We start from the raw sequence: 19,520 nt of genomic DNA, 5'->3' as shown, positions 1-19,520 counted from the left end.
GCGCGTCAGCGCACCAACTGCTGCAGCGCATGCAGGATCAACGAAGCGCCGATCACCATCAGAATCGCGAACGCGATGCGGCGCGTCATCACGCCCGATAGCGGCGGCGGGTACTGCCGCGCCACCATCGTCATGAGGGCGACGACCGGGACCGCGAAGGCGGCCTGCGTCCAGAGGTCGGCGTCGAGTTGGCCCTCGTACGCGCTAAACAACGTGCGGGTGATCGAAGTCACCGTGAAGATCAGAATCAGCGCGTAGCGGATCTGCATGAGCGAGAGCGGCTGACGATAGAACTGAAAAATCAACGGTGGCCCGGATACGCCGAACATGCCGCTCAGCAGACCGCCGAACAGTCCGCTGACGAAGAAACTCCTATCGGCCGAGCGGCACGCGAGCGGCGCCGGACGCAGTGCCGCACTCAGGCCGCCGTACAGCACCACGGCGCCCAGCAGCAGTTGCAATACGCTGGAGGCGGCGTTGCTCAGCAGATTCAGCACGAGCACGCCCGCCACCACGGAGGGCAGGACGCCCAGCGTGGCGGCGCCCACCGCGCGCCAGTCGATGTGATGGAATTTGCCGGGCAAGGCGGTCGCGCTATTGGCGAGTGTCACGAGGCTGAGCAGGGCGGCGAGACTCGTGACCGGCGCCAGTTCGAAGCCGCTGGCCGCGCCGATGACGATCATGCTCAGGCCGAAGCCGGTGATGGTTTGAAAATAGCTCGCAAAGCCCATCAGCGCGAGGAGAGGCAGCAACTTCTGAACGATCATGAATGAGACGGTGTGAGGAGGACGTCGGGATGTGTGAGCGCGGCTTGCGCCTGGACCGCGGTGACGGCGGTCACGTAGTAGATGTCGTCCGCGCTGCAGCCGCGCGACAGGTCGTTGGCTGGCTTGCGCAGGCCCTGCAGCAGCGGGCCGATCGCCTTCGCACCGCCGATCCGCTCGGCCAGCTTGTAGCCGATGTTGCCCGCTTCCAGACTTGGAAACACCAGCACGTTGGCGTGGCCCTCCACCTGCGAGTGCTTGACTTTGCGCAGCGCGATTTCGGAAACGATGGCCGCGTCGAGTTGCACATCGCCGTCGATCGCGAGATGCGGGCGGCGTTCCTGCACGATGTGGGTCGCATTGACCACTTTGTCGACGGCCGCATGGTGAGCGCTGCCGCTGGTCGAAAACGACAGCATCGCCACGCGCGGCTCGTCCATCAGAAGGCTTTGCGCGCTGTCTGCGGCGGCGATCGCGATCTCGGCGAGCTGGCCGGCATCGGGCTCCACCACGAGTGCGCAGTCCGAGAAAATCAGGCCGCCCTTGAGCGTGTGGAACGGCTCGCACAGCATCATCAGGAAGAAGCTCGATACGAGCCTGAAGGAAGGCGCGATGCCGATGATCTGGATCGCGGTGCGCACCACGTCGGCGGTGGTGTTGACCGCGCCGGACACGGAGCCGTCCGCGTGGCCGAGTCGCACCATCAGGTTCGCGAAGCAGAGTGGGTTGAGGATTTCTTTGCGTGCCAGTTCGAGCGTCATGCCTTTTTTGCTGCGCAGAGCGAACAGTTCCTCGGCATATAACGGTGCGAGCGCGGAAGCTACGGGGTCCACCAACTCCATTGCCGACAGATCGACGTCGAAGCGGGCTGCGGCCTCGCGAATGCGCGTGGCGTCGCCCACGAGCAGAATGCGGGCAATGCCTTCGCGGCTCGCGCGCTGTGCGGCCTGCAACACGCGCGCATCTTCGGCCTCGCTCAGCACGATACGCATGGGTGAACGACGCGCTTGTTCAATGATGCGGTTGATGGCTTTCATGGAAATGGCCGTTTGGAGAGACAGCGAGACGCGCAACGAAGAAGCCGGAGACAGAGCGCCCGCGAGGGCGCGCCTGTTTCCGGCCTGTGAGCACTGCGGGCTCCGTCTGCCTGTGCACGGTGCCCGCGCGCGCCCGAACCGTTAAACGTAGTCCTTGTACTTGTCGAGCATGCGCACAGGCTTGGAGAGCGCGTCGCGGCGGAACGGATCGCCCAGTTCACGGGTGCACATGATCTCGATGATGGTGGTCTTGCCGCTGTTCATCTGCGCGTCGATCGCTCGCTTGAGCGCGGGGCCGACATCTTCGAGACGATCCACCACGATGCCTTCGGCGCCCATCGCGCGGGCAATGGCCGCGAAGCTCTGGTTATCGAGTTCGCCCGCCACGAAGCGGCGATTGTAGAAGTCCACCTGGTTCTTCTTCTCTGCGCCCCATTGGCGGTTGTGGAACACCACTGCCGTCACCGGAATGTTATGACGCACGCAGGTCATGGTTTCCATCAGGCTCATGCCCCAGGCGCCGTCGCCCGCATATGAAACGGCCGGGCGGTGCGGCGCGGCGACCTTGGCGCCGATGATGGTCGGAAACGCGTAGCCGCAATTGCCCCAGCTCATCGCCGCGAAGAAGCTGCGTGGCTTGTTGAAGCGCAGATAGCTGTTGGCCACCGAGTTGATGTTGCCAATGTCGGTCGACACCATCACGTCTTCCGGCATGGCCTTTTCCAGCTCGCGCAGCACCTGGCGCGGATGCAGATAGGTGCCGCCGCCAGGCGTGCGTTCGTGCTTCTGCTCTTCGATCATGTCGAGGCTGTAGGCGTCGCGCTCATGTGTCCAATCGTCGAGCTCTTTCTCCCATGCCGCTTTTTCTGCGGCGATCTGAGCGCCGCGTTCTTCGCGCGTGGCGTCGCAGGCAATCTTGCGTCCGGCAAGGCGCTCGGTCAATGCGACGGCGGCGGCCTTCGCGTCGCCGCAAATGCCTACCGAGATCTTCTTCACGAGACCGAGCATCTTGTGATCGGCATCGATCTGGATGATCTTCGCGTTGGTCGGCCAGTAGTCCAGGCCGTGCTGCGGCAGCGTGCCGAACGGTCCGAGACGCGAGCCGAGCGCGATCACGACGTCGGCGCGCGAAAGCAGCTTCATGGCGGCCTTCGAGCCCTGATAGCCGAGCGGGCCGCACCACAGCGGATGGCTGGCCGGGAACGAATCGTTGTGCAGGTAGCTGTTCACGACCGGCGCGTTCAGTCGCTCGGCGAGCGCCTTGCATTCTTCGATCGCGTCGGCCATCACCACGCCGCCGCCTGAAATGATCACCGGGAACTTCGCTTGCGCGAGCAGTTCTGCCGCTTCGTTCAGGCGTTGCTCACCGCCCGCGCCGCGATCGAGACGCTGCGGCTGGGGGATTTCCACTTTGACCTGGCCGTAGAAGTAATCGCGCGGGATATTGAGCTGGGTCGGTCCCATCTCCGCCATGGCGCGGTCGAAACAGCGGCCGGTGAATTCCGCCATGCGTGCCGGATGGGTGACATGGCCTTGATACTTGGTGAATTCCTGGAACATGGGCAGTTGCTTGGCTTCCTGGAAGCCGCCCAGACCGATCCCCATGGTGCCCGCTTCCGGTGTGACGATCACGACCGGGCTGTGCGCCCAGTAGGCTGCCGCAATGGCTGTGACGCAGTTGCTGATGCCGGGGCCGTTCTGGCCGATCACCACGCCGTGGCGTCCCGACACGCGCGAGTAGCCGTCGGCCATATGGCCGGCGCCTTGCTCATGCACCACCGGAATCAGACGGATGCCGGCGGGCGCAAAAATGTCCATGGCGTCCATGAACGCCGAGCCCATGATGCCGAACATATCGGTCACGCCGTTGGCCGCCAGGGTTTCGACGAACGCTTCCGACGGCGTCATGGCCTGCGGGCCGCTGACACGGTTGTCGGCGGTAGCGTCGCGTTGGGAAGGATTCTGCTCGCTCATGGGTGTCTCCGATTCTTCGAAATAAATGGAACAAAAAATACCGAAAAATGATTGGTGTTTCAAATGTAGGTCAGTCGCTTCGGTGCGTCAACCTAAATTCAAATAAATGGAACGTTTTGTATCAAAATCGGTTGGCATTTGGTTTGGGGCGGCTGTTTGGCGGGTTGGGCTCGCGCCGGTGGCAAATGGCCGTGGCTGCGCTGTCACAGCCACGGCAACGAGTACGTCTTCACGTTGGTGAAGCTCTTGATCGCTTCCTGAACGCCTTCCTTGTAGCCGAGCCCCGAGTCCTTGATGCCGCCGAACGGCGTCAGTTCGAGGCGGTAGCCGGGCACCTCGCGCACGTTCACGCTGCCCACCTGTAATTCCGTGATAAATCGCGTGATGTAATCGAGCCGGTTCGTGCAGACGGAAGAGGACAGGCCGTAGTCCGTCGAGTTGGAAATCCGGATCGCTTCGTCGATATCGCGGAAGCGGATGACCGGCGAAACTGGACCGAAAGTTTCATATCGCACGAGCGGCATATCCGGCGTGACGCGATCGACCACGGTCGGCGAATAAAGCGCGCCGCGGCGCACGTTGCCGAGCAGCAGCTTCGCGCCGCGATTGACGGCGTCGTTGACCTGCGCTTCGAAGAAGATCGCGGCGTCCTCGTCGATCACGGTGCCCATGTCGGTAGTGGGATCGGCCGGATCGCCGTAACGTATCGCGCGACTCTTTTCCACCAGCAATTCAACGAAGCGATCCGCCACCGCTTCGTGCACGAGCATCCGCTTGATGGCGGTGCAGCGCTGCCCGGAGTTCTTGTACGAGCCGGAAACGGCCAACGTGCTCGCCTCGTCGAGGTCCGCGTCTTCCATCACGATGAGCGGATCGTTGCCGCCCAGTTCGAGCACCGCGCGCCGATAACCCATCCTGTTCGCGATGTGTTTGCCGATGGCGACCCCGCCCGTGAACGTAATGAGGTCGACGTGCCGGTTTGTAATGAGTTCGTCCGCAATGTCTTTCGGGTCGCCCGTGACCACCTGGAGCATCTGTGGCGGCAGGCCGGCGCTGTAGAGAATGTCGGCGAGCAGGCAGGTGGACAGTGGCACTTTCTCGGACGGTTTGACGACGATCCGGTTATTGGTGGCGATGGATGGCACGATCTTGTGCGCCACCTGGTTCATAGGATGATTGAACGGCGTGATCGCGCAGATCACGCCGAGCAGCGGCTCGCGCTGCGTATAGACGCGGCGCTGTTTGCCGTGCGGCGTCAGATCGCAGGAGAAAATCTGGCCGTCGTCCTTCAGCGCCTCGGCGGCGCCGAAGATCAATACGTCGCTGACGCGGCCCGCTTCGTATAGCGAATCTTTCTTGCAGAGCCCGGATTCGGCGGTGATCAGAGCGGCGATTTCGCCGGTCCGCTCGCGCACCATATCCGCCGCGCGCCGCAGGATCCGCGCGCGCTCATAGCGTGTGAGGCTGGCGCGATATGCGTGCGCGTAGTCGAAAGCGTGCCGCACGTCGTCTACCGTGGCTTTCGGAACCGTGCCGACGAGCTCGCGCGTATAGGGATTGAATACCTCGATGACTTCCGCGCGCGTGATCTTTTCACCGCCGATGCGCATGGTCTCGTGTCGAACCCCAAAAGACATGCCTGGTTTGACGATGGCGTTCACGTGGCCCCCTGACTGGATTGACGATCGCGTAAGACAACTGCCTTACCGTTGCGACCGATATTGCCGTTGCGCACGGCAACGGGGTAGAGCCAGCTTGGGGGAGTCGCTGAGTCCAGCGCCGTATCACTGCGACGCTGAAGCGAAAGAGAAAGGGCCCGCAGGCCCTTGTGAGTGAAGCACGGCGACGCCTTGTCAGACCCTGCCTTTCCAGGGCACCAGCACGCGCTCGATATAACGCATCAGCAGATCGAAGCAGAGCGCGAAGAAGCCAATCACGATAATCCCCATGATGACCACGTCGCTCGCCAGAAATTCCGCTGCGTTGAGCACCATGAAGCCGAGGCCGCTGGTCGATGCGACCATTTCGGCGGCCACCAGTGTCGTCCAGCCGACGCCGATGCCGATTCTCATGCCGGTGAAGATCTCCGGCATCGCCGACTTCAGGATCACGTACAGGACCACTTGGGTGCGCGAGGCGCCCATCGAATACGCGGCGTGAATCTGTTCGATCGAAACCGAGCGCACGCCTGCACGGGCCGCAATGGCGAGCGGCGCGAAAATGGCGAGGTAAATCAGCAGCACCTTCGAAAATTCGCCGATGCCGAACCAGATGATGATGAGCGGCAAATAGGCGAGAGGCGGCAACGGGCGGTAGAACTCGATCGGCGGATCGAACGCGCCGCGCGCGAAGCGCGACACGCCCATCATCACGCCGACGGGGATCGCGCTCACGCAGGCGAGCAGGAATGCGCCGAAGACCCGCAACAGGCTGATACCCGTGTGCTGCGCGAGCGTGGAATTGGCGAAACCTTCGGTGGCGACAAAGATGAACTTCGCGTAGACGGCCTGCGGCGACGGCAGAAAGAGCGGCTTGATCCAGTGCAGATTGGTCGCCGCGAACCAGAGTCCGACAAATGCGGCCACCGTGATGAGGCTCGTGGCGACGCTGCTGCCTTGCCCCGGCACGCCGAACGTATCGCCGGGCCGGGCGGGTTTCTTCGCGAGCATGCGAGGCCCGCGCCCCGGTCGCCGAGGCGGCCGTGCCGGCGTGTTCGTCTCCATGGGGGCGGCCTCGCCGTGCAGAACGGCCTGAGCGGATTTTGAACTAAACATGAGCGACTCCGGCCTCGGCGGCGTGCATCTTCTCGTCGCCGTAAATGATGTTGAGGACACGCTCGCGCATGGCGATGAAATCGGGACTCGATTTGATCGCCCGTGCGTCGCGCGTTTCGAGAAAACGGCGATTGAAGTCCAGTTCGTAGGTATGGGTGATCCGGCCGGGACGCGGCGACATCACGATCAGACGGCTCGCAAGGAAGAGTGCCTCCTCCACGCTGTGCGTGATAAAGAAAAACATCTTGTTGGTCTTCTTCCAGACATCGAGCAGCAATTCCTGAATGGTTTCGCGGGTGAGTGCGTCGAGCGCGGCCATCGGCTCGTCCATCAGCAGCATTGCCGGATCGCAGGTGAGCGCGCGGGCAATGCCGACACGCTGCTGCATCCCGCCCGAGAGCTGATAGATCATGTGCTTGTGGAAGTCCTGCAAGCCGACCAGCGCGAGGTTGCGCACGGCGATTTCGCGCCGCTGCGCGCGCGGCACGCCTTGCAGTTTGAGACCGAATTCCGCGTTGTCGATCACGTTGAGCCACGGCAATAGCGCATGCTTCTGGAACACCACGCCGCGGTCCGCGCCCGGCCCCGCAATCGGTTCGCCGCCGAGCAGCAACTCGCCCCGGCTCGGCGCGATGAAGCCGGCCATGAGCGACAACAGCGTGGTCTTGCCGCATCCGGACGCCCCCAGTGCGACGACGAAGTCGCCTGAGCGGATAGTCAGGTTGATATCGTCGAGCGCCTGCACGGTCTGACCTGGCCGGCGCCCCGGGAACACCACGCTCACGTTCCTGACAGTCATGTTTTCCATGTTGCCTCCTGATTCCGGATCACGGTTACGTCATTTGAGTTGCGCGGCGGCTTCGGCGTAAGCCGGCGTCACGAATTTCGAGTAGTCCGGCAGGACGGCGCCAATCTGCTTCTGGCTTTTCAGGAACTCCGAGGTGTCCTTCAGCGCGAGCGCGGCGCGGCTCGCCGTGCCGCCACCCAGCCATTGCGCGGACGCCTGCTCGCCGAGCGTGGGGAAGGCATACAGCGACAGCGACCCCGGCACGTCCGCCGGCGAGCCGCCGATCATCTTCGCGATGGCGGCGGCTTGCGGCGAGGTCGCGCTCCATTGCGACGGATTGCTGCGGTACTGCTGGTCGGCGTCGGCGATTGCCTTGACGAGTTTGGCCATGAAGTCTTTATGGTCCTCGCCCCATTTGCGATCGACCGCAATGCCGTCGAAGGTCGGCTTGCCGAGCTTCGAGAGGTCGCCGGACGTGATCAGCACCTTGCCGCTTTTCTTCAGTTCCGCGAGTGCCGGATCCCACACGTAGGCGGCGTCGATGTCGCCGCGCGCCCAGGCCGCGACGATCTGATTGGGCTGCATGTTGAGAATCTTCAGGTCAGACGGATTGATGCCCCAGTGCTGCAGCGCGAACATGGTGTGATAGTGAGTCGTCGACACGAACGGCACGCCGATGGTCTTGCCCTTCAGATCCGCGGGCTTCGTCACGCCGGAGCCATTGCGCGCCACCATCGCTTCAGCCTGGTTGATGTTGTCGAGAATCCAGAAGAGCTGCAGGTCGAGACCCTGGCTCACGGCGGCGGCAAGCGGGCTCGAACCGATCACGCCAACCTTGACGTCACCGGATGCCAGCGCGGTCGCGACTTTCGCGCCTGATTCGAATTGCCGCCAGTTGATCTTGTAGCCGGTGGCCTTTTCGATCGACCCGTTCGCGATGCCGACCACCCACGGGTCGACGATCTGCTGATAGGCGATCGTGATTTCCTTTTCTTGCGCATGGCTGGGCGTCGCCACGAGGCTCGCCGTGGCGGCGAAAACCAGCGACAGGACGCAGCGTGCCGTCCATTGGAACCACGGTCGTGAGGTCGGGCTTTTATGGCGTTTCATAATAGGTCTCAAAAGTGGCTGTCTATGGAGCATGGAAGTCGTGTGGATACGACCGGTGCTTGTCCCGATCGCGGTGGACGGGGTGAGTCGAGTATCGTCAGTAAAAAATCGGGCAAGTTAGTGCCAGACGGCGCCGATCGTTGAGTCCACATGGCAATCGGGGATCGCTCAGGGACTGCTCGGGGACCTCTCAGGACCCGATCGCAAGCCAGATCGGGAACCGACCCGGACCCAACGCGGACCGGATCCGAAGCCGCTCTGGCCGGCCCGCGCCATGACTGCTATCGCGACAGGCGGCTGTGCCGAAGAGCGACGCGATGGCCGGCGCGGCCTGTTCACTTTCAGGAGGAAGCATGTCTAGCCGTACAGCGACGGCCCTTTGGACGCAGCGTTTTCAGCGTCCCAGCGACTCGAACATGAGCCTGCAAGGGCAGATTCGCCAGATGCTGGTGGCCGCGATTCTGGACGGCCAACTGCCGCCGCAAACCGCGCTGCCGTCCAGCCGCGAACTGGCCGATCAATTGAGCGTCGCGAGAAATACGGTCGTGCTGGCGTACCAGCAACTCGTGGAAGAGGGCTATCTGATTTCGCGCGAGCGCAGCGGGCACTTCGTCAATCCGGCGATGCTGGAGGGGCGCCACGGTTTCAAGCCGTCGCAGTCGGTCCCCGGCGGCGAGCATGGCACCGCGCCCGCGCGGCCCGACTGGGCGCACCGTGTGCAGCGGCGGCCCTCCGCGCAGCGCAACATTGTCAAGCCGGGCAACTGGCAGGACTACGAATATCCATTTATCTACGGGCAGTTCGACCAGTCGCTCTTTCCGACCAACGACTGGCGTGAGTGCTGCATGAAGGCGCTTTCAGTGATGGAGATCCGCAACTGGGCGCCGGATCTGATCGGCCGCGACGACGACACGCTGATCCAGCAGATTCGCACGCGTGTGCTGCCGCGACGTGGCGTGTTCGCGATGCCGGATGAAATCGTCATCACGATCGGCTGTCAGCAGGCGTTATATCTGGTGGCCGATCTGCTCGCGCGCGAGCGCACCACGGTGGGATTCGAAAACCCCGGCTATCCGGACGCGCGCAATATCTTCGAGAACCGCAATGCGCAACTGGTGCCGTTGCCGGTCGATGCGGGCGGCGTGCGCCCCGTCGAGGACGCGCAGCTTTTTGCTCAATGCGATTACGTCTACGTGACGCCGAGCCACCAGTGCCCGACCACGGCCACCATGCCGATCGATCGCCGGCATGCGTTGCTCGAACTCGCGCAAGAGCACGATTTCGTGCTGATCGAAGACGACTACGAAAGCGAGAACAATTTTTCAGGCATGCCGCACCCGGCGCTCAAGAGTTTGGACAAGGCTGATCGCGTGATCTACATCGGCAGTCTGTCGAAGACGTTCGCGCCCGGCTTGCGGCTCGGGTATATCGTGGGTCCGCGCGAACTGGTGCATGAGTTGCGCGCGTTACGCCGTCTGATGGTGCGGCATCCGGCGGCATACATTCAGCGTGCGTTCGCGACGTTTCTCGCGCTCGGCCATCATGACGCGCTGCTGCGCAGGCTCGCCCACGCTTATCGCGAGCGTGCGCTGGCGTTGATGGCGGCGCTCGACACATACATGCCCGAAGCGCGCTACATCCCGATTACGGGCGGCGCGTCGTGCTGGGTGGAAGGGCCGCCGTGGCTCGACGCCGTGCGCCTCGCCGCCGACGCCGAACAGCACGGCATTCTGATCGAATCAGGCGGTGTGTTCTTCATGACCGGACTGGAGCAGAAGCACTGCTTCCGGATGGGCTTCTCGGCGATCAAGCTCGACAAGATCGAGGCGGGCGTGCGCCTGCTGGCCGAACTCGTGCGCCAGCAGAAGCCTGCGTCATGAACATACCCGGCAGCGGGTATGGCAGAGAAAGGGGCTCGTGTCAGAAGGTGGACGCGAGTTCCCGCGCGGCTTCCTGAAGACGCGGCACGAATTCGAGCGCGCGCGACAGCGGCGCGCGCGAGACCGGCGCATGCACGGCGACCGCCGCGATACAGGTGCCGTTCTCATCGACGACCGGCGCCGCCACGCATACGATGCCGGCCAGAAACTCCTCGTTATCGATCGCAATGCGCTTGTGCGCGGTCCGGTCGAGTTCCGCCTCGAGCAGTTCCGGATCGGTGATGGTGTTCTGCGTGAAGCGTTCGAGTTTCAGTGCGCGCACGAGCGCCGAGCGCTGTTCGCGCGGCAGCATGGCCAGCAGCAGTTTGCCGCTCGCACTGCAATACGCGGGGACGTGCGAGCCGGGTTTGAGATCGAGGCGCAAGGGCCACGGCGCTTCCATCCGGTCGAGATACAGCACCTCGGTTTCATGCAGCATGGTGAGGTTGCAGGTCTCGCCGAGATCGGCCACCAGACGCGCGAGAATCGCGTGACGCAGGCGCCGCGCGCCGGAATGCATCACCACGCCTAACGCGAGCTGCGCGAGCCGCGGCCCGATTACATAGGCGTTTTTCTGGCCGGGCTCGCGGATCACGAGACCGCCGGCTTCCAGCGAAGCGAGCATGCGATGCAGCGACGCCTTGGGCAGCGCGACGTCCTGCGCAATATCGGCGAGCGATACCGGGCCGTCCGAGTTGACGAGGTGTTCGAGCAGCGCAAACGCGCGCAGCGTCGGAGTATCCGCTTTGGTCATGCCTGCCGTTCCGGAAAATGGATCGGCGTCATTGTACAACTCCGCTTTGGGCCGCCCGGCCTTCACGCCGCCGGGCCGGACAGTTGCGGCGGAGTCCTGCGGATCGAATGGATCGCTCATGGGGAAAGCCTCAGCGCTCATGGTGCGCATGCTCCGCAGAAGGCCCTGCGGATAAGAGTGGGGCGAGCTTCAGCGCCGCGTCCTTGAGTCGGGGTACGGTCTTCAGCAGGTCGTTCAGACTCGCGCGCGCGGTCGGCGCGTGAATCGCCAGCGAGGCGAGCACGTGCCCGTCGGTGGTATCTCGCACCGGCACCGCGACCGCCACCATGCCGCGCACCAGTTCCTCGTTGTCGATGCCGATACCGCGCACGGCGAGGCGGTCGAGTTCCGCCTCCAGCAGATTCAATTCCGTCAGCGTGCCTTGCGTTCGTCGCTCCAGCGTCAGCCGCGCGAGCACGAGGCGGCGTTCGGCCGGCGGCATCTGCGAGAGGAACAGTTTGCCGCTGGCGGTGCAGTGCAACGGCACCCGCGTGCCGGGCTGCAAATGCAGCCGCAGCGGTTCAGTGGTCTCCACGCGCTCCAGATAGAGCACGGTGTCGCGATCGAGCGCGGTGAGGTTGCAGGTCTCGCCGAGCGCGTCCACCAGCGAGCGCAGCAGCGAACGGCAGGCCCGCCCAAACGTGTTGTTGGACAGCGTGGTGAGCGCGAGTTGCGCCGCTTTCGGCCCCAGCGTGATGCCGCGATCCGTGCCGCGCGAGTCGGGCAGATGCGTGACGTAGCCCTGAGCTTCGAGTGATTCGATCAGCCGCATCAGCGTCGCTTTGGGAATATGCAGGCGCAGCGAGAGTTGCGATAGCGAAAACGGCTGCCCCGCGGCCGCGAGTTGTTCGAGCACGGCCAAGGCGCGCAAAGCCCGTGAGTCCTCGGCCACGGATTCGCTGCGCGGCGACGGGCAGTGTGCTTGCATACGCTTCCTTGCTCCCGATCAGTGACTGGCCGGCGTCCACGTGCGCTGCGCACGCCGGTCGGCAATTTCTAAAAGTGAAACAAAAACAGCTGTTTCTGTTTCACATGCGCCGATATTAGCGGGAATCTCTTGAACAGGAAACCGGCTGAACATAAATTTCAACGAAACATACCGGTTTTTTATAAAACATGCAGGAGACACTTCACATGGCAGACCGATTCGACTTTGTGGTCGTCGGCGCGGGATCGGCGGGTTGCGTGCTGGCCAACCGGCTTTCCGAAGGCGGCCGCTACTCGGTATGTCTACTCGAAGCCGGCCCCGCCGATCGCTTCATGTGGATTCATATCCCTATCGGTTATGGCAAGACGATGTTTCACCCGGTCTACAACTGGGGCTTCTATACCGATCCCGATCCGAACATGCACAACCGCCGGCTCTACTGGCCGCGCGGCCGCACGCTGGGCGGCAGCAGTTCGATCAATGGTCTGATCTATGTGCGCGGGCAGAAGGACGATTACGATCATTGGGCGAGGCTCGGCAATCGCGGCTGGAGTTGGAAAGACTGCCTGCCGTATTTCAGGCGGCTGGAACACAACGAATTGGGCGAAGGCCCGACGCGCGGTGTGGACGGCCCGCTGTGGGCCTCGACGATCAAGCAGCGGCACGAACTGGTCGACGCGTTTATCGCGGCCTCGAATTCGTTAGGCGTGGCAACCATCGACGACTTCAATACGGGCGATCAGGAAGGCGTCGGCTACTATCAGCTGACTACCCGTCGCGGCTTCAGGTGCTCGACCGCCGTGGCTTATCTGAAGCCCGCGCGGCAGCGCAAGAACCTGCGTGTGGAAACCGACGCGATGGCGTCGAAGATTCTGTTCGAGGGAACCCGCGCCTGTGGCGTGCAGTATCGGCAACACGGCGAGTTGCGGGAAGTGCGCGCCAGTCGCGAAGTCATCCTGACCGCGGGGGCGCTCCAGTCTCCGCAATTGCTGCAACTGTCCGGCGTGGGACCGGCCGCGCTGCTGCGCGAGTTCGGCATTCCTGTGGTCGCCAATCGCGCGGGCGTCGGCGAGAACCTGCAGGATCATCTGCAAATCCGCCTGATCTATGAAGTGACGAAACCGATCACGACCAACGATCTACTGCGGTCGTGGACGGGGCGCGCCAGGATGGGGCTGCAATGGGCGCTGATGCGCGGCGGTCCGCTCGCGGTCGGCATCAACCAGGGTGGCATGTTCTGCCGGGCATTGCCGGAGGAATCTGCGACACCGGACATCCAGTTCCATTTCTCGACCTTGTCGGCTGATTCCGCCGGCGGCAATGTTCACGACTTTCCTGGCTGCACTTACTCGATCTGCCAGTTGCGCCCCGAATCGCGCGGCGTGGTGCGCATTCGCAGCGCGGATCCGCGCGAAGCGCCGTCCATCCAGCCGAACTATCTGGACACCGATCTGGACCGGCGCACGACGATCGCCGGCGTGCGTTTCGCGCGCCGCGTCGCGGCCGCGGAGCCGATGGCGTCGCTGATGAAACGCGAGGTGCGGCCGGGCGCGCACGCGCAGACCGACGATGAACTGCTGGACTTCTGCCGCGAGTACGGACAGACAATTTTCCACCCATCTGGTACAGCAAAGATGGGCACGGCCGGCGATCCGCTCGCGGTGGTCGACGAGCGCCTGCGCGTGTACGGCACGCAGGGGCTGCGCGTGGTCGATTGCTCGATCATGCCGACGCTCGTATCGGGCAATACGAATGTGCCGATCGTGATGGTGGCCGAAAAAGCGTCGGACATGATTCTGCATGACGCAAGCGGCGTTGATCGTGGTGTGGCGACGACGCCGGCGGCGAAAGTGGCCGCATAGCAGGTGCAACACGACGGCGGGCATGGTCCGCCGCAATACGCAGCCGCGAGTCGTCCGGTGAATGGGCGGTTTGCGGTCTGCACATAAACCGCCCCGGAGGAGACAACTGGGGTTATTGGCCGGCCGCCTGTCGACACAGGCGGGACGGCCCTCCATTGAGGAGCTGCTGCTATGGCAATCGATCCCCGTGCTATCCGCCGCGTTGCGTTCGCCAGCGTGATCGGAGCGACCGTCGAATGGTATGACTTTTTTCTTTACGGCGTTGTCGCCGGCATCGTTTTCAATAAGCTCTATTTTCCGGCTAACGATCCGCTGGTGTCGACGCTGCTTGCGTATTCGACGTTTGCGGTGGGATTCGTGACGCGGCCACTCGGCGGCGTGATATTCGGCCATTTCGGCGACCGCATCGGTCGCAAGTCGGCGCTGATCCTGACACTCATCATCATGGGAATCTCGACGGCAGGCGTCGCGTTCGTGCCGACCTACGCGCAGATCGGCATCTGGGCGCCGATCCTGCTGTTGTCGCTGCGCGTGCTGCAAGGCATCGGGCTCGGCGGCGAATGGGGCGGCGCGGTCTTGATGGCGTATGAATATGCCCCTCCGGCACAGCGCGGGTTATATGCGAGTCTGCCGCAGATCGGTCTGTCGATCGGGTTATGCCTTGCATCGGGAATGGTGGCGAGCCTCTCGCGTTTGCTGCCCGAAGCGGCGTTCCTGTCGTGGGGCTGGCGGATCGCGTTCGGCGCGTCGCTCGGTCTGGTTCTGATCGGCCTTTATATTCGCGCCAAGGTGATGGAAACGCCCGAATTCATCGCGCTCAAACGCAATCGGCGCGAAGCGAAGATTCCGTTCGTCGACATGATGACGCGCTATCGCGGTTCCGTGATGCTCGGCATGGGCGCGCGTTATATCGACGGCGTGTTCTTCAATATCTTCGCCGTCTTTTCGATCGGCTACCTCACGCAACATGTCTCGATGAGCCGCACCGACGCGTTGCTCGGCGTAATGATCGCGGCCGGCGTGATGTGCTTTTTCATCCCGCTGTTCGGCAGCATGTCTGACAAGCTCGGCCGTACGCGCGTTTATTTCTGGGGTTCGCTGATTTGCGGCTTATCGGTGTTTCCGGCTTTCTGGCTAATCGAAATGCAGCCGGCCAACACGCTGTTGATCTGGGCTGCGATCGTGGTGCCGTTCGGCATCTTCTACGCGATGGTGTACGGTCCGGAGGCGGCATTGTTTGCCGAACTATTCGACGCCGAAGTGCGCTATACGGGTATCTCGTTCGTGTATCAGTTCTCGGGCATTTTCGCGAGTGGGCTCACCCCGATCATTGCGACGATCCTGATGCGACTGAACGGCGGCAAGCCTTGGACAGTGTGCGCGTATGTGCTGTTCTCGGCCTTGATATCAGCGCTTTCGGTGCGTGCGATCGAAAGAAAGCGGGCGGGCTCCTTCGACGCGGTCGTCCATGCAAGGTCATAACCCGCGCGGCGTCATTCCCGAAACGTCTTCGCGGTCTCTTCCGCCGCGTAGCGCAGATCGGGCACGAAGGCGAGCAGATCGTCGAGCGTGACTCTTCCCACCGGCGCCTGCACGGCAATTGCCGCGCAGGCGCGATTGCGATCCAGCATCACGGGCACGGCAATCGCGATCAGCCCTTGCAGATGTTCCTGATTGTTGATTGCAAGCAGCCGGCGCCGGGTGGTGCTCAGTTCCTTGCGCAACGCGTCGCGATCGGTAATCGTTCGCTCGGAATAGCCGCGCAGCGGCAGCGTTTCAATGACGCGCTCGCGTCGGTCCTTCGGCAGAAAGCTGAGCAACAGCTTGCCGCTCGCCGAGCAATGCAGCGGCACATGTGAGCCCGGCTGCAGGTGCATGCGCAGCGGCCACTCGGTTTCGACGCGATCCACGTAGACGACATCGTTGCCGGAGAGCATGGTCAGATTGCAGGTCTCGCCGATTTTCGCCACCAGTTGTTCGAGCAGCACGTGGCGGGCGGCCGCCGGTCCCGCATGCATCAACACGTTGACGGCGAGCATGCGCACGCGCGGCGAACATTCGTAAAGACGGTCGCCCGCGCCGCGCGTGACGAGCCACGCATCCATCAGTTGCACGAGGATCCGGTGGACGGTCTGCTTGGGCAGGCCGAGCGCGTTGACGAGTTCCGTCATCGAAAGCGGGCCGCCCGCTTCGGCAAGCGTTTCGAGAACGCGAAACGCGCGTACTGCGGCTGCATTCGACTGGTTTGACGTCGACATTCCACTTCCTCGTCCGCGTGTTCACAGGGTTGATTTTGCATCGACTTCATTGTTTTTCGGGACTATGGAAAGTACCGAATTTTGCGTTTTCCGATGCGGGCAAACGCATTGCAATGGATAGCTCGAAAAACGGGACTTCGCCCAAAGCACCGCTGGCTAGATTGATAGCACTGCAATCAATCTATTCACGCGGAGCGAACCCATATGAACGTCAGAGCCACAGGAGTCGAAATCGCGGGGCACCATGCGGACGGCGAAGCCGAGCGCATCGTTGCAGCGCTCGTTGCGAGGGCACGCGCGGCGCAGCGCGCTTTCGAGAATGCGGGGCAACAGGTGCTCGACACCGCCGCCGCAGCCGCCGCATGGGCCATCATGGAGCCGGCGCGCAACCGGCAACTGGCGCAATGCGCCGTAGACGATACGGGTCTCGGCAATGCCGACGACAAATTCCGCAAGAACTATCGCAAAACGCTGGGCCTGCTGCGCGATCTGCACGCACAGAAGACCACCGGCGTGATTGCCGAGGACAAGGAAAACGGTATCGTCGAAATCGCGCGAGCCGTCGGCGTGGTGGCGGCGATCACGCCCTCGACCAATCCGGCGGCGACGCCCGCCAACAAGATCATCAACGCGCTCAAATGCGGCAATGCGGTAATCGTCGCGCCGTCGCCCAAAGGTTACTCGTCCTGCGCGCTGCTGGTTGGATTCATTCATGCGCAATTCGCCAAAGCGGGTATCGATGCCGACCTCGTGCAGATGCTGCCCGCGCCGATCAGCAAGGCGGCGACGGCCGCGCTGATGCGGCAGTGCGATCTGGTCGTGGCGACCGGCTCGCAGGCGAACGTGCGTATGGCGTATGCAAGCGGGACGCCTGCGTTCGGCGTGGGCGCGGGCAACGTCGCTTCGATTGTGACCGCGTCCGCCGATCTGCATGATGCGGCGCGCAAGATTCTGCGCTCGAAAACGTTCGACAACGCAACGAGCTGTTCGTCGGAAAACAGCATCGTGATCGAAGACGCAATCTATGCACCGATGCTCGCCGAACTCGCCGCGTGCGGCGGCGTGCTCCTCGACGCTGCCGGGAAAGCCCGTTTGCAAGCGGTGATGTGGGTCAACGGCAAGCTCTCCGAACAATGCACGGCGAAGTCCGCGGAGGTGATTGCGCGCGTTGCGGGCCTCGACGAAGTGGCGGCGCGCCACCCCAAATTTCTGATGGTGGAAGAAAGCGGCGCGGGCAGCGACTATCCGTTCTCCGGCGAAAAACTCTCGCCGGTTCTTGCGGTGTATCGTGCCGCCGGCTTCGATGCGGCGGCCGAAGTGGTGCGCGGCATCTATACGTATATGGGGGCCGGTCACTCGGTCGGACTGCATTCAAGCGATGCGGCGCAAGCGGTCCAGCTCGGGCTCACATTGCCCGTGGCGCGCGTGATCGTGAATCAGGCGCATTGCCTCGCCACGGGCGGCAACTTCGATAACGGCTTGCCGTTTTCGCTGTCGATGGGCTGCGGCACGTGGGGGCGCAATAACTTCTCCGGCAATCTGGGCTTTCGCCACTATCTGAACACCACGCGGGTCGCCTATCCGATCGAAGAGCGCGTGCCGGAAACGGACGAATTGCTCGGTGACTTCTTCGCGAGGTACGGCCGATGAACACGCCCGCCACGATTCGCGCGCTGATCGACGAGCGCGCCGCGCAGCATCCGGACAAGCCATTCCTGCTGGCCGCACTCGACGACGATGAACCGGCGGTCCCCGACCGGCGCGCGACTGTGCTGACGTTTCGCGAATTGCGCGACGACTGCCGCGTGCTGGAGGCACGCTTCAGTGAAGCCGGGCTGCGGCCGGGCGACGTCATTTCCGTGTTCATGGGCAACGGCATCCAGACCGCCCGTCTTTTGCTCGCGGCCATGTACAGCGGGCTCGTCGCGAATCCGCTCAATCTGCTGTGCCAGCCATCGCAGGTGCGCTATATCGTCGACCACTCCGATACGCGGATGATCTTCGCCGGACGCGACACGCACGCGGTAATCGATACGGCCGTCGCCGAGTTGCGCACCGCCGGGCTGACCCGCGAGATCGCGTTGATCGAGACCGACCCGGTGCAAGCCGAGCCGCCTTCTCTCGCCAGGCGCGAGCCCGCTCTGGCTGAAACGGGCGCGCCTATGGCGGCCAGGTCCGTTACAGCCGCGCTGGCACCTGCGTCCGCGACGCGCGATCCACAATGCGCGCCGGACAGCGCGTCGGCGCATGAGCCGGCCGCTGACGACGTCGCGTTGCTGATGTACACCTCGGGCACCACGGGCACGCCCAAAGGCGTTCTGCTGACGCATCGCAACCTGGTTGCCAATGCCCGCAATATCAGCGTCGAACACCGCCTGAGCTCCGACGATCGCGTGCTTGCATCGTTGCCGCTTTATCACATCAACGGACTTGTCGTGACCTTGCTCGCGCCACTGTTCCATGGCGGCTCGGCAGTCATGACATCGCGCTTCTCCGCGCGGACGTTCTGGCGCGATGTCGCACTTCATGCCTGCACATGGATCAACGTGGTGCCGACCATCGTCGCCTATCTGCTCAATGCCGACGAAGCGTGCACCTACGATCTGTCGGCGCTGAAGTTTTGCCGCAGCGCGTCGGCGGCTTTGCCCGCCGATCATCATCGCGCGTTCGAAGCGCGCTTCGGGATCGGCGTGATCGAAACCATGGGTATGACGGAAACCGCCGCACCGGTTTTTAGCAATCCGTATGAAATGGCCCGGCGGCGTATCGGGAGCATCGGTCTGCCTTCGGGTGGCGAGGCGCGGGTGATCGACCGGGCAGGGCGTGAGTGCGCCGCCAACGAATGCGGCGAACTGGTGTTGCGCGGCGAGCAGGTGATGGGCGGCTATTACAAGCGGCCCGAAGAGACGGCGGCGGCATTTACCGCGGATGGCTGGCTGCGCACCGGCGACCTCGGTTATCGCGATGCGGACGGTTATTTCTACATCAACGGCCGCGCCAAGGAACTGATCATCAAGGGCGGCGAGAACATAGCGCCGCGCGAAATCGATGAAGCGTTGTTGCGGCATCCCGATGTGCTGGATGCCGCTGCGGTCGGTGTGCCCGATCCGGCCTACGGTCAGGAGATCGTCGCCTTCGTGGTGCCGCGTCTGAGCGACGGACGGGCCGCACCTGATCCGGCGGACCTGCGCGAACACTGCGTGCGCGAGCTGGGTCGCTACAAGACGCCGAAGGAGTTCCGTTTCGTCGACGAACTGCCGCGCGGCCCTTCGGGCAAGGTGCAGCGCCTCAAGCTGGTGCCCACTTGACGGCGC

The 19,520-nt window shown here is 63.3% G+C and carries 15 protein-coding genes; 5 read left to right on the top strand and 10 right to left on the bottom strand.

What is annotated here, in order from left to right; translation table 11 throughout:
- Positions 1-5 precede the first annotated feature (5 nt).
- The 7 genes from P0D68_RS02400 to tauA all read right to left on the bottom strand — a co-directional run bounded on the left by P0D68_RS02400 (position 6) and on the right by tauA (position 8,446).
- A complete protein-coding gene (locus P0D68_RS02400) occupies positions 6-767 on the bottom strand; it encodes a sulfite exporter TauE/SafE family protein (RefSeq protein ID WP_408300126.1) in 762 nt (253 codons plus the stop codon).
- Positions 764-1,801, bottom strand: coding sequence for a phosphate acetyltransferase (pta, locus tag P0D68_RS02395; protein ID WP_408300124.1), 1,038 nt, complete (start codon positions 1,799-1,801; stop codon positions 764-766). Before pta ends, P0D68_RS02400 begins: the two co-directional genes overlap by 4 nt.
- Before the next feature lie 141 nt (positions 1,802-1,942).
- On the bottom strand, positions 1,943-3,775 hold the full coding sequence (xsc, locus tag P0D68_RS02390) for a sulfoacetaldehyde acetyltransferase (protein ID WP_091806965.1): 1,833 nt from the start codon (positions 3,773-3,775) through the stop codon (positions 1,943-1,945).
- A gap of 203 nt (positions 3,776-3,978) precedes the next feature.
- The gene (gene phnY, locus P0D68_RS02385; RefSeq protein WP_408300214.1) at positions 3,979-5,412 is read right to left on the bottom strand and encodes a phosphonoacetaldehyde dehydrogenase; all 1,434 of its coding nucleotides are present in this window, start codon (positions 5,410-5,412) and stop codon (positions 3,979-3,981) included.
- A gap of 216 nt (positions 5,413-5,628) precedes the next feature.
- Positions 5,629-6,549 (bottom strand): ABC transporter permease subunit, encoded by a 921-nt coding sequence (locus P0D68_RS02380; RefSeq protein ID WP_408300121.1) that lies wholly within the window; start codon positions 6,547-6,549, stop codon positions 5,629-5,631.
- A complete protein-coding gene (locus P0D68_RS02375; RefSeq protein WP_408300119.1) occupies positions 6,542-7,357 on the bottom strand; it encodes a taurine ABC transporter ATP-binding protein in 816 nt (271 codons plus the stop codon). The genes P0D68_RS02380 and P0D68_RS02375 overlap by 8 nt, the downstream gene beginning before the upstream one ends.
- Before the next feature lie 30 nt (positions 7,358-7,387).
- Positions 7,388-8,446 carry a taurine ABC transporter substrate-binding protein gene (gene tauA, locus P0D68_RS02370; protein ID WP_408300117.1) on the bottom strand — a complete coding sequence of 353 codons (1,059 nt, stop codon included), beginning with the start codon at positions 8,444-8,446 and terminating at the stop codon, positions 7,388-7,390.
- Between the two features lie 353 nt (positions 8,447-8,799).
- Between tauA and pdxR the strand changes: the two genes are divergently transcribed.
- Positions 8,800-10,326, top strand: a complete 1,527-nt coding sequence (pdxR, locus tag P0D68_RS02365; protein WP_408300115.1) for a MocR-like pyridoxine biosynthesis transcription factor PdxR — start codon at positions 8,800-8,802, stop codon at positions 10,324-10,326.
- Between the two features lie 40 nt (positions 10,327-10,366).
- Here the strand turns inward: pdxR and P0D68_RS02360 are convergent, their stop codons facing one another.
- Positions 10,367-11,119: an IclR family transcriptional regulator gene (locus P0D68_RS02360; protein ID WP_408300212.1), complete on the bottom strand. Its 753-nt coding sequence runs from the start codon at positions 11,117-11,119 to the stop codon at positions 10,367-10,369.
- Positions 11,120-11,249: 130 nt separating this feature from the next.
- On the bottom strand, positions 11,250-12,086 hold the full coding sequence (locus tag P0D68_RS02355) for an IclR family transcriptional regulator (RefSeq protein WP_408300113.1): 837 nt from the start codon (positions 12,084-12,086) through the stop codon (positions 11,250-11,252).
- Positions 12,087-12,292: 206 nt separating this feature from the next.
- Between P0D68_RS02355 and P0D68_RS02350 the strand changes: the two genes are divergently transcribed.
- Positions 12,293-13,948, top strand: a complete 1,656-nt coding sequence (locus tag P0D68_RS02350; RefSeq protein ID WP_408300111.1) for a GMC family oxidoreductase — start codon at positions 12,293-12,295, stop codon at positions 13,946-13,948.
- A 171-nt stretch (positions 13,949-14,119) separates the two neighbouring features.
- The gene (locus tag P0D68_RS02345) at positions 14,120-15,430 is read left to right on the top strand and encodes an MFS transporter (protein WP_091806976.1); all 1,311 of its coding nucleotides are present in this window, start codon (positions 14,120-14,122) and stop codon (positions 15,428-15,430) included.
- A gap of 11 nt (positions 15,431-15,441) precedes the next feature.
- On the opposite strand, the gene P0D68_RS02340 is transcribed toward P0D68_RS02345, so the two are convergent.
- Positions 15,442-16,206: an IclR family transcriptional regulator gene (locus P0D68_RS02340; protein WP_091806977.1), complete on the bottom strand. Its 765-nt coding sequence runs from the start codon at positions 16,204-16,206 to the stop codon at positions 15,442-15,444.
- A 204-nt stretch (positions 16,207-16,410) separates the two neighbouring features.
- Here P0D68_RS02340 and sauS point away from each other — a divergent pair, with 204 nt between their 5' ends.
- Complete coding sequence (gene sauS, locus P0D68_RS02335) at positions 16,411-17,856, top strand: acylating sulfoacetaldehyde dehydrogenase (protein WP_408300108.1); 1,446 nt, start codon at positions 16,411-16,413, stop codon at positions 17,854-17,856.
- Positions 17,853-19,514: an AMP-binding protein gene (locus tag P0D68_RS02330; protein ID WP_408300106.1), complete on the top strand. Its 1,662-nt coding sequence runs from the start codon at positions 17,853-17,855 to the stop codon at positions 19,512-19,514. Before sauS ends, P0D68_RS02330 begins: the two co-directional genes overlap by 4 nt.
- The last annotated feature ends 6 nt before the right edge of the window (positions 19,515-19,520 follow it).

Origin of the sequence: Paraburkholderia sp. RL17-380-BIE-A, from assembly GCF_046028085.1 — a bacterium.
Classification (GTDB): domain Bacteria; phylum Pseudomonadota; class Gammaproteobacteria; order Burkholderiales; family Burkholderiaceae; genus Paraburkholderia.
Note: the sequence above shows the minus strand (reverse complement) of the source record. Positions and strands in the feature narration are given on the sequence as shown.

Excerpts from the sequence above, each read along its gene's own strand:
- P0D68_RS02355 (WP_408300113.1), bottom strand. The coding sequence starts at position 12,086 with ATGCAAGCACACTGCCCGTCGCCGCGCAGCGAATCCGTGGCCGAGGAC.
- pta (WP_408300124.1), bottom strand. The coding sequence starts at position 1,801 with ATGAAAGCCATCAACCGCATCATTGAACAAGCGCGTCGTTCACCCATG.
- xsc (WP_091806965.1), bottom strand. The coding sequence starts at position 3,775 with ATGAGCGAGCAGAATCCTTCCCAACGCGACGCTACCGCCGACAACCGT.
- P0D68_RS02345 (WP_091806976.1), top strand. The coding sequence starts at position 14,120 with ATGGCAATCGATCCCCGTGCTATCCGCCGCGTTGCGTTCGCCAGCGTG.
- P0D68_RS02375 (WP_408300119.1), bottom strand. The coding sequence starts at position 7,357 with ATGGAAAACATGACTGTCAGGAACGTGAGCGTGGTGTTCCCGGGGCGC.
- pdxR (WP_408300115.1), top strand. The coding sequence starts at position 8,800 with ATGTCTAGCCGTACAGCGACGGCCCTTTGGACGCAGCGTTTTCAGCGT.
- P0D68_RS02350 (WP_408300111.1), top strand. The coding sequence starts at position 12,293 with ATGGCAGACCGATTCGACTTTGTGGTCGTCGGCGCGGGATCGGCGGGT.
- P0D68_RS02340 (WP_091806977.1), bottom strand. The coding sequence starts at position 16,206 with ATGTCGACGTCAAACCAGTCGAATGCAGCCGCAGTACGCGCGTTTCGC.
- P0D68_RS02380 (WP_408300121.1), bottom strand. The coding sequence starts at position 6,549 with ATGTTTAGTTCAAAATCCGCTCAGGCCGTTCTGCACGGCGAGGCCGCC.
- P0D68_RS02330 (WP_408300106.1), top strand. The coding sequence starts at position 17,853 with ATGAACACGCCCGCCACGATTCGCGCGCTGATCGACGAGCGCGCCGCG.
- P0D68_RS02400 (WP_408300126.1), bottom strand. The coding sequence starts at position 767 with ATGATCGTTCAGAAGTTGCTGCCTCTCCTCGCGCTGATGGGCTTTGCG.
- P0D68_RS02360 (WP_408300212.1), bottom strand. The coding sequence starts at position 11,119 with ATGACCAAAGCGGATACTCCGACGCTGCGCGCGTTTGCGCTGCTCGAA.
- sauS (WP_408300108.1), top strand. The coding sequence starts at position 16,411 with ATGAACGTCAGAGCCACAGGAGTCGAAATCGCGGGGCACCATGCGGAC.
- tauA (WP_408300117.1), bottom strand. The coding sequence starts at position 8,446 with ATGAAACGCCATAAAAGCCCGACCTCACGACCGTGGTTCCAATGGACG.
- phnY (WP_408300214.1), bottom strand. The coding sequence starts at position 5,412 with ATGTCTTTTGGGGTTCGACACGAGACCATGCGCATCGGCGGTGAAAAG.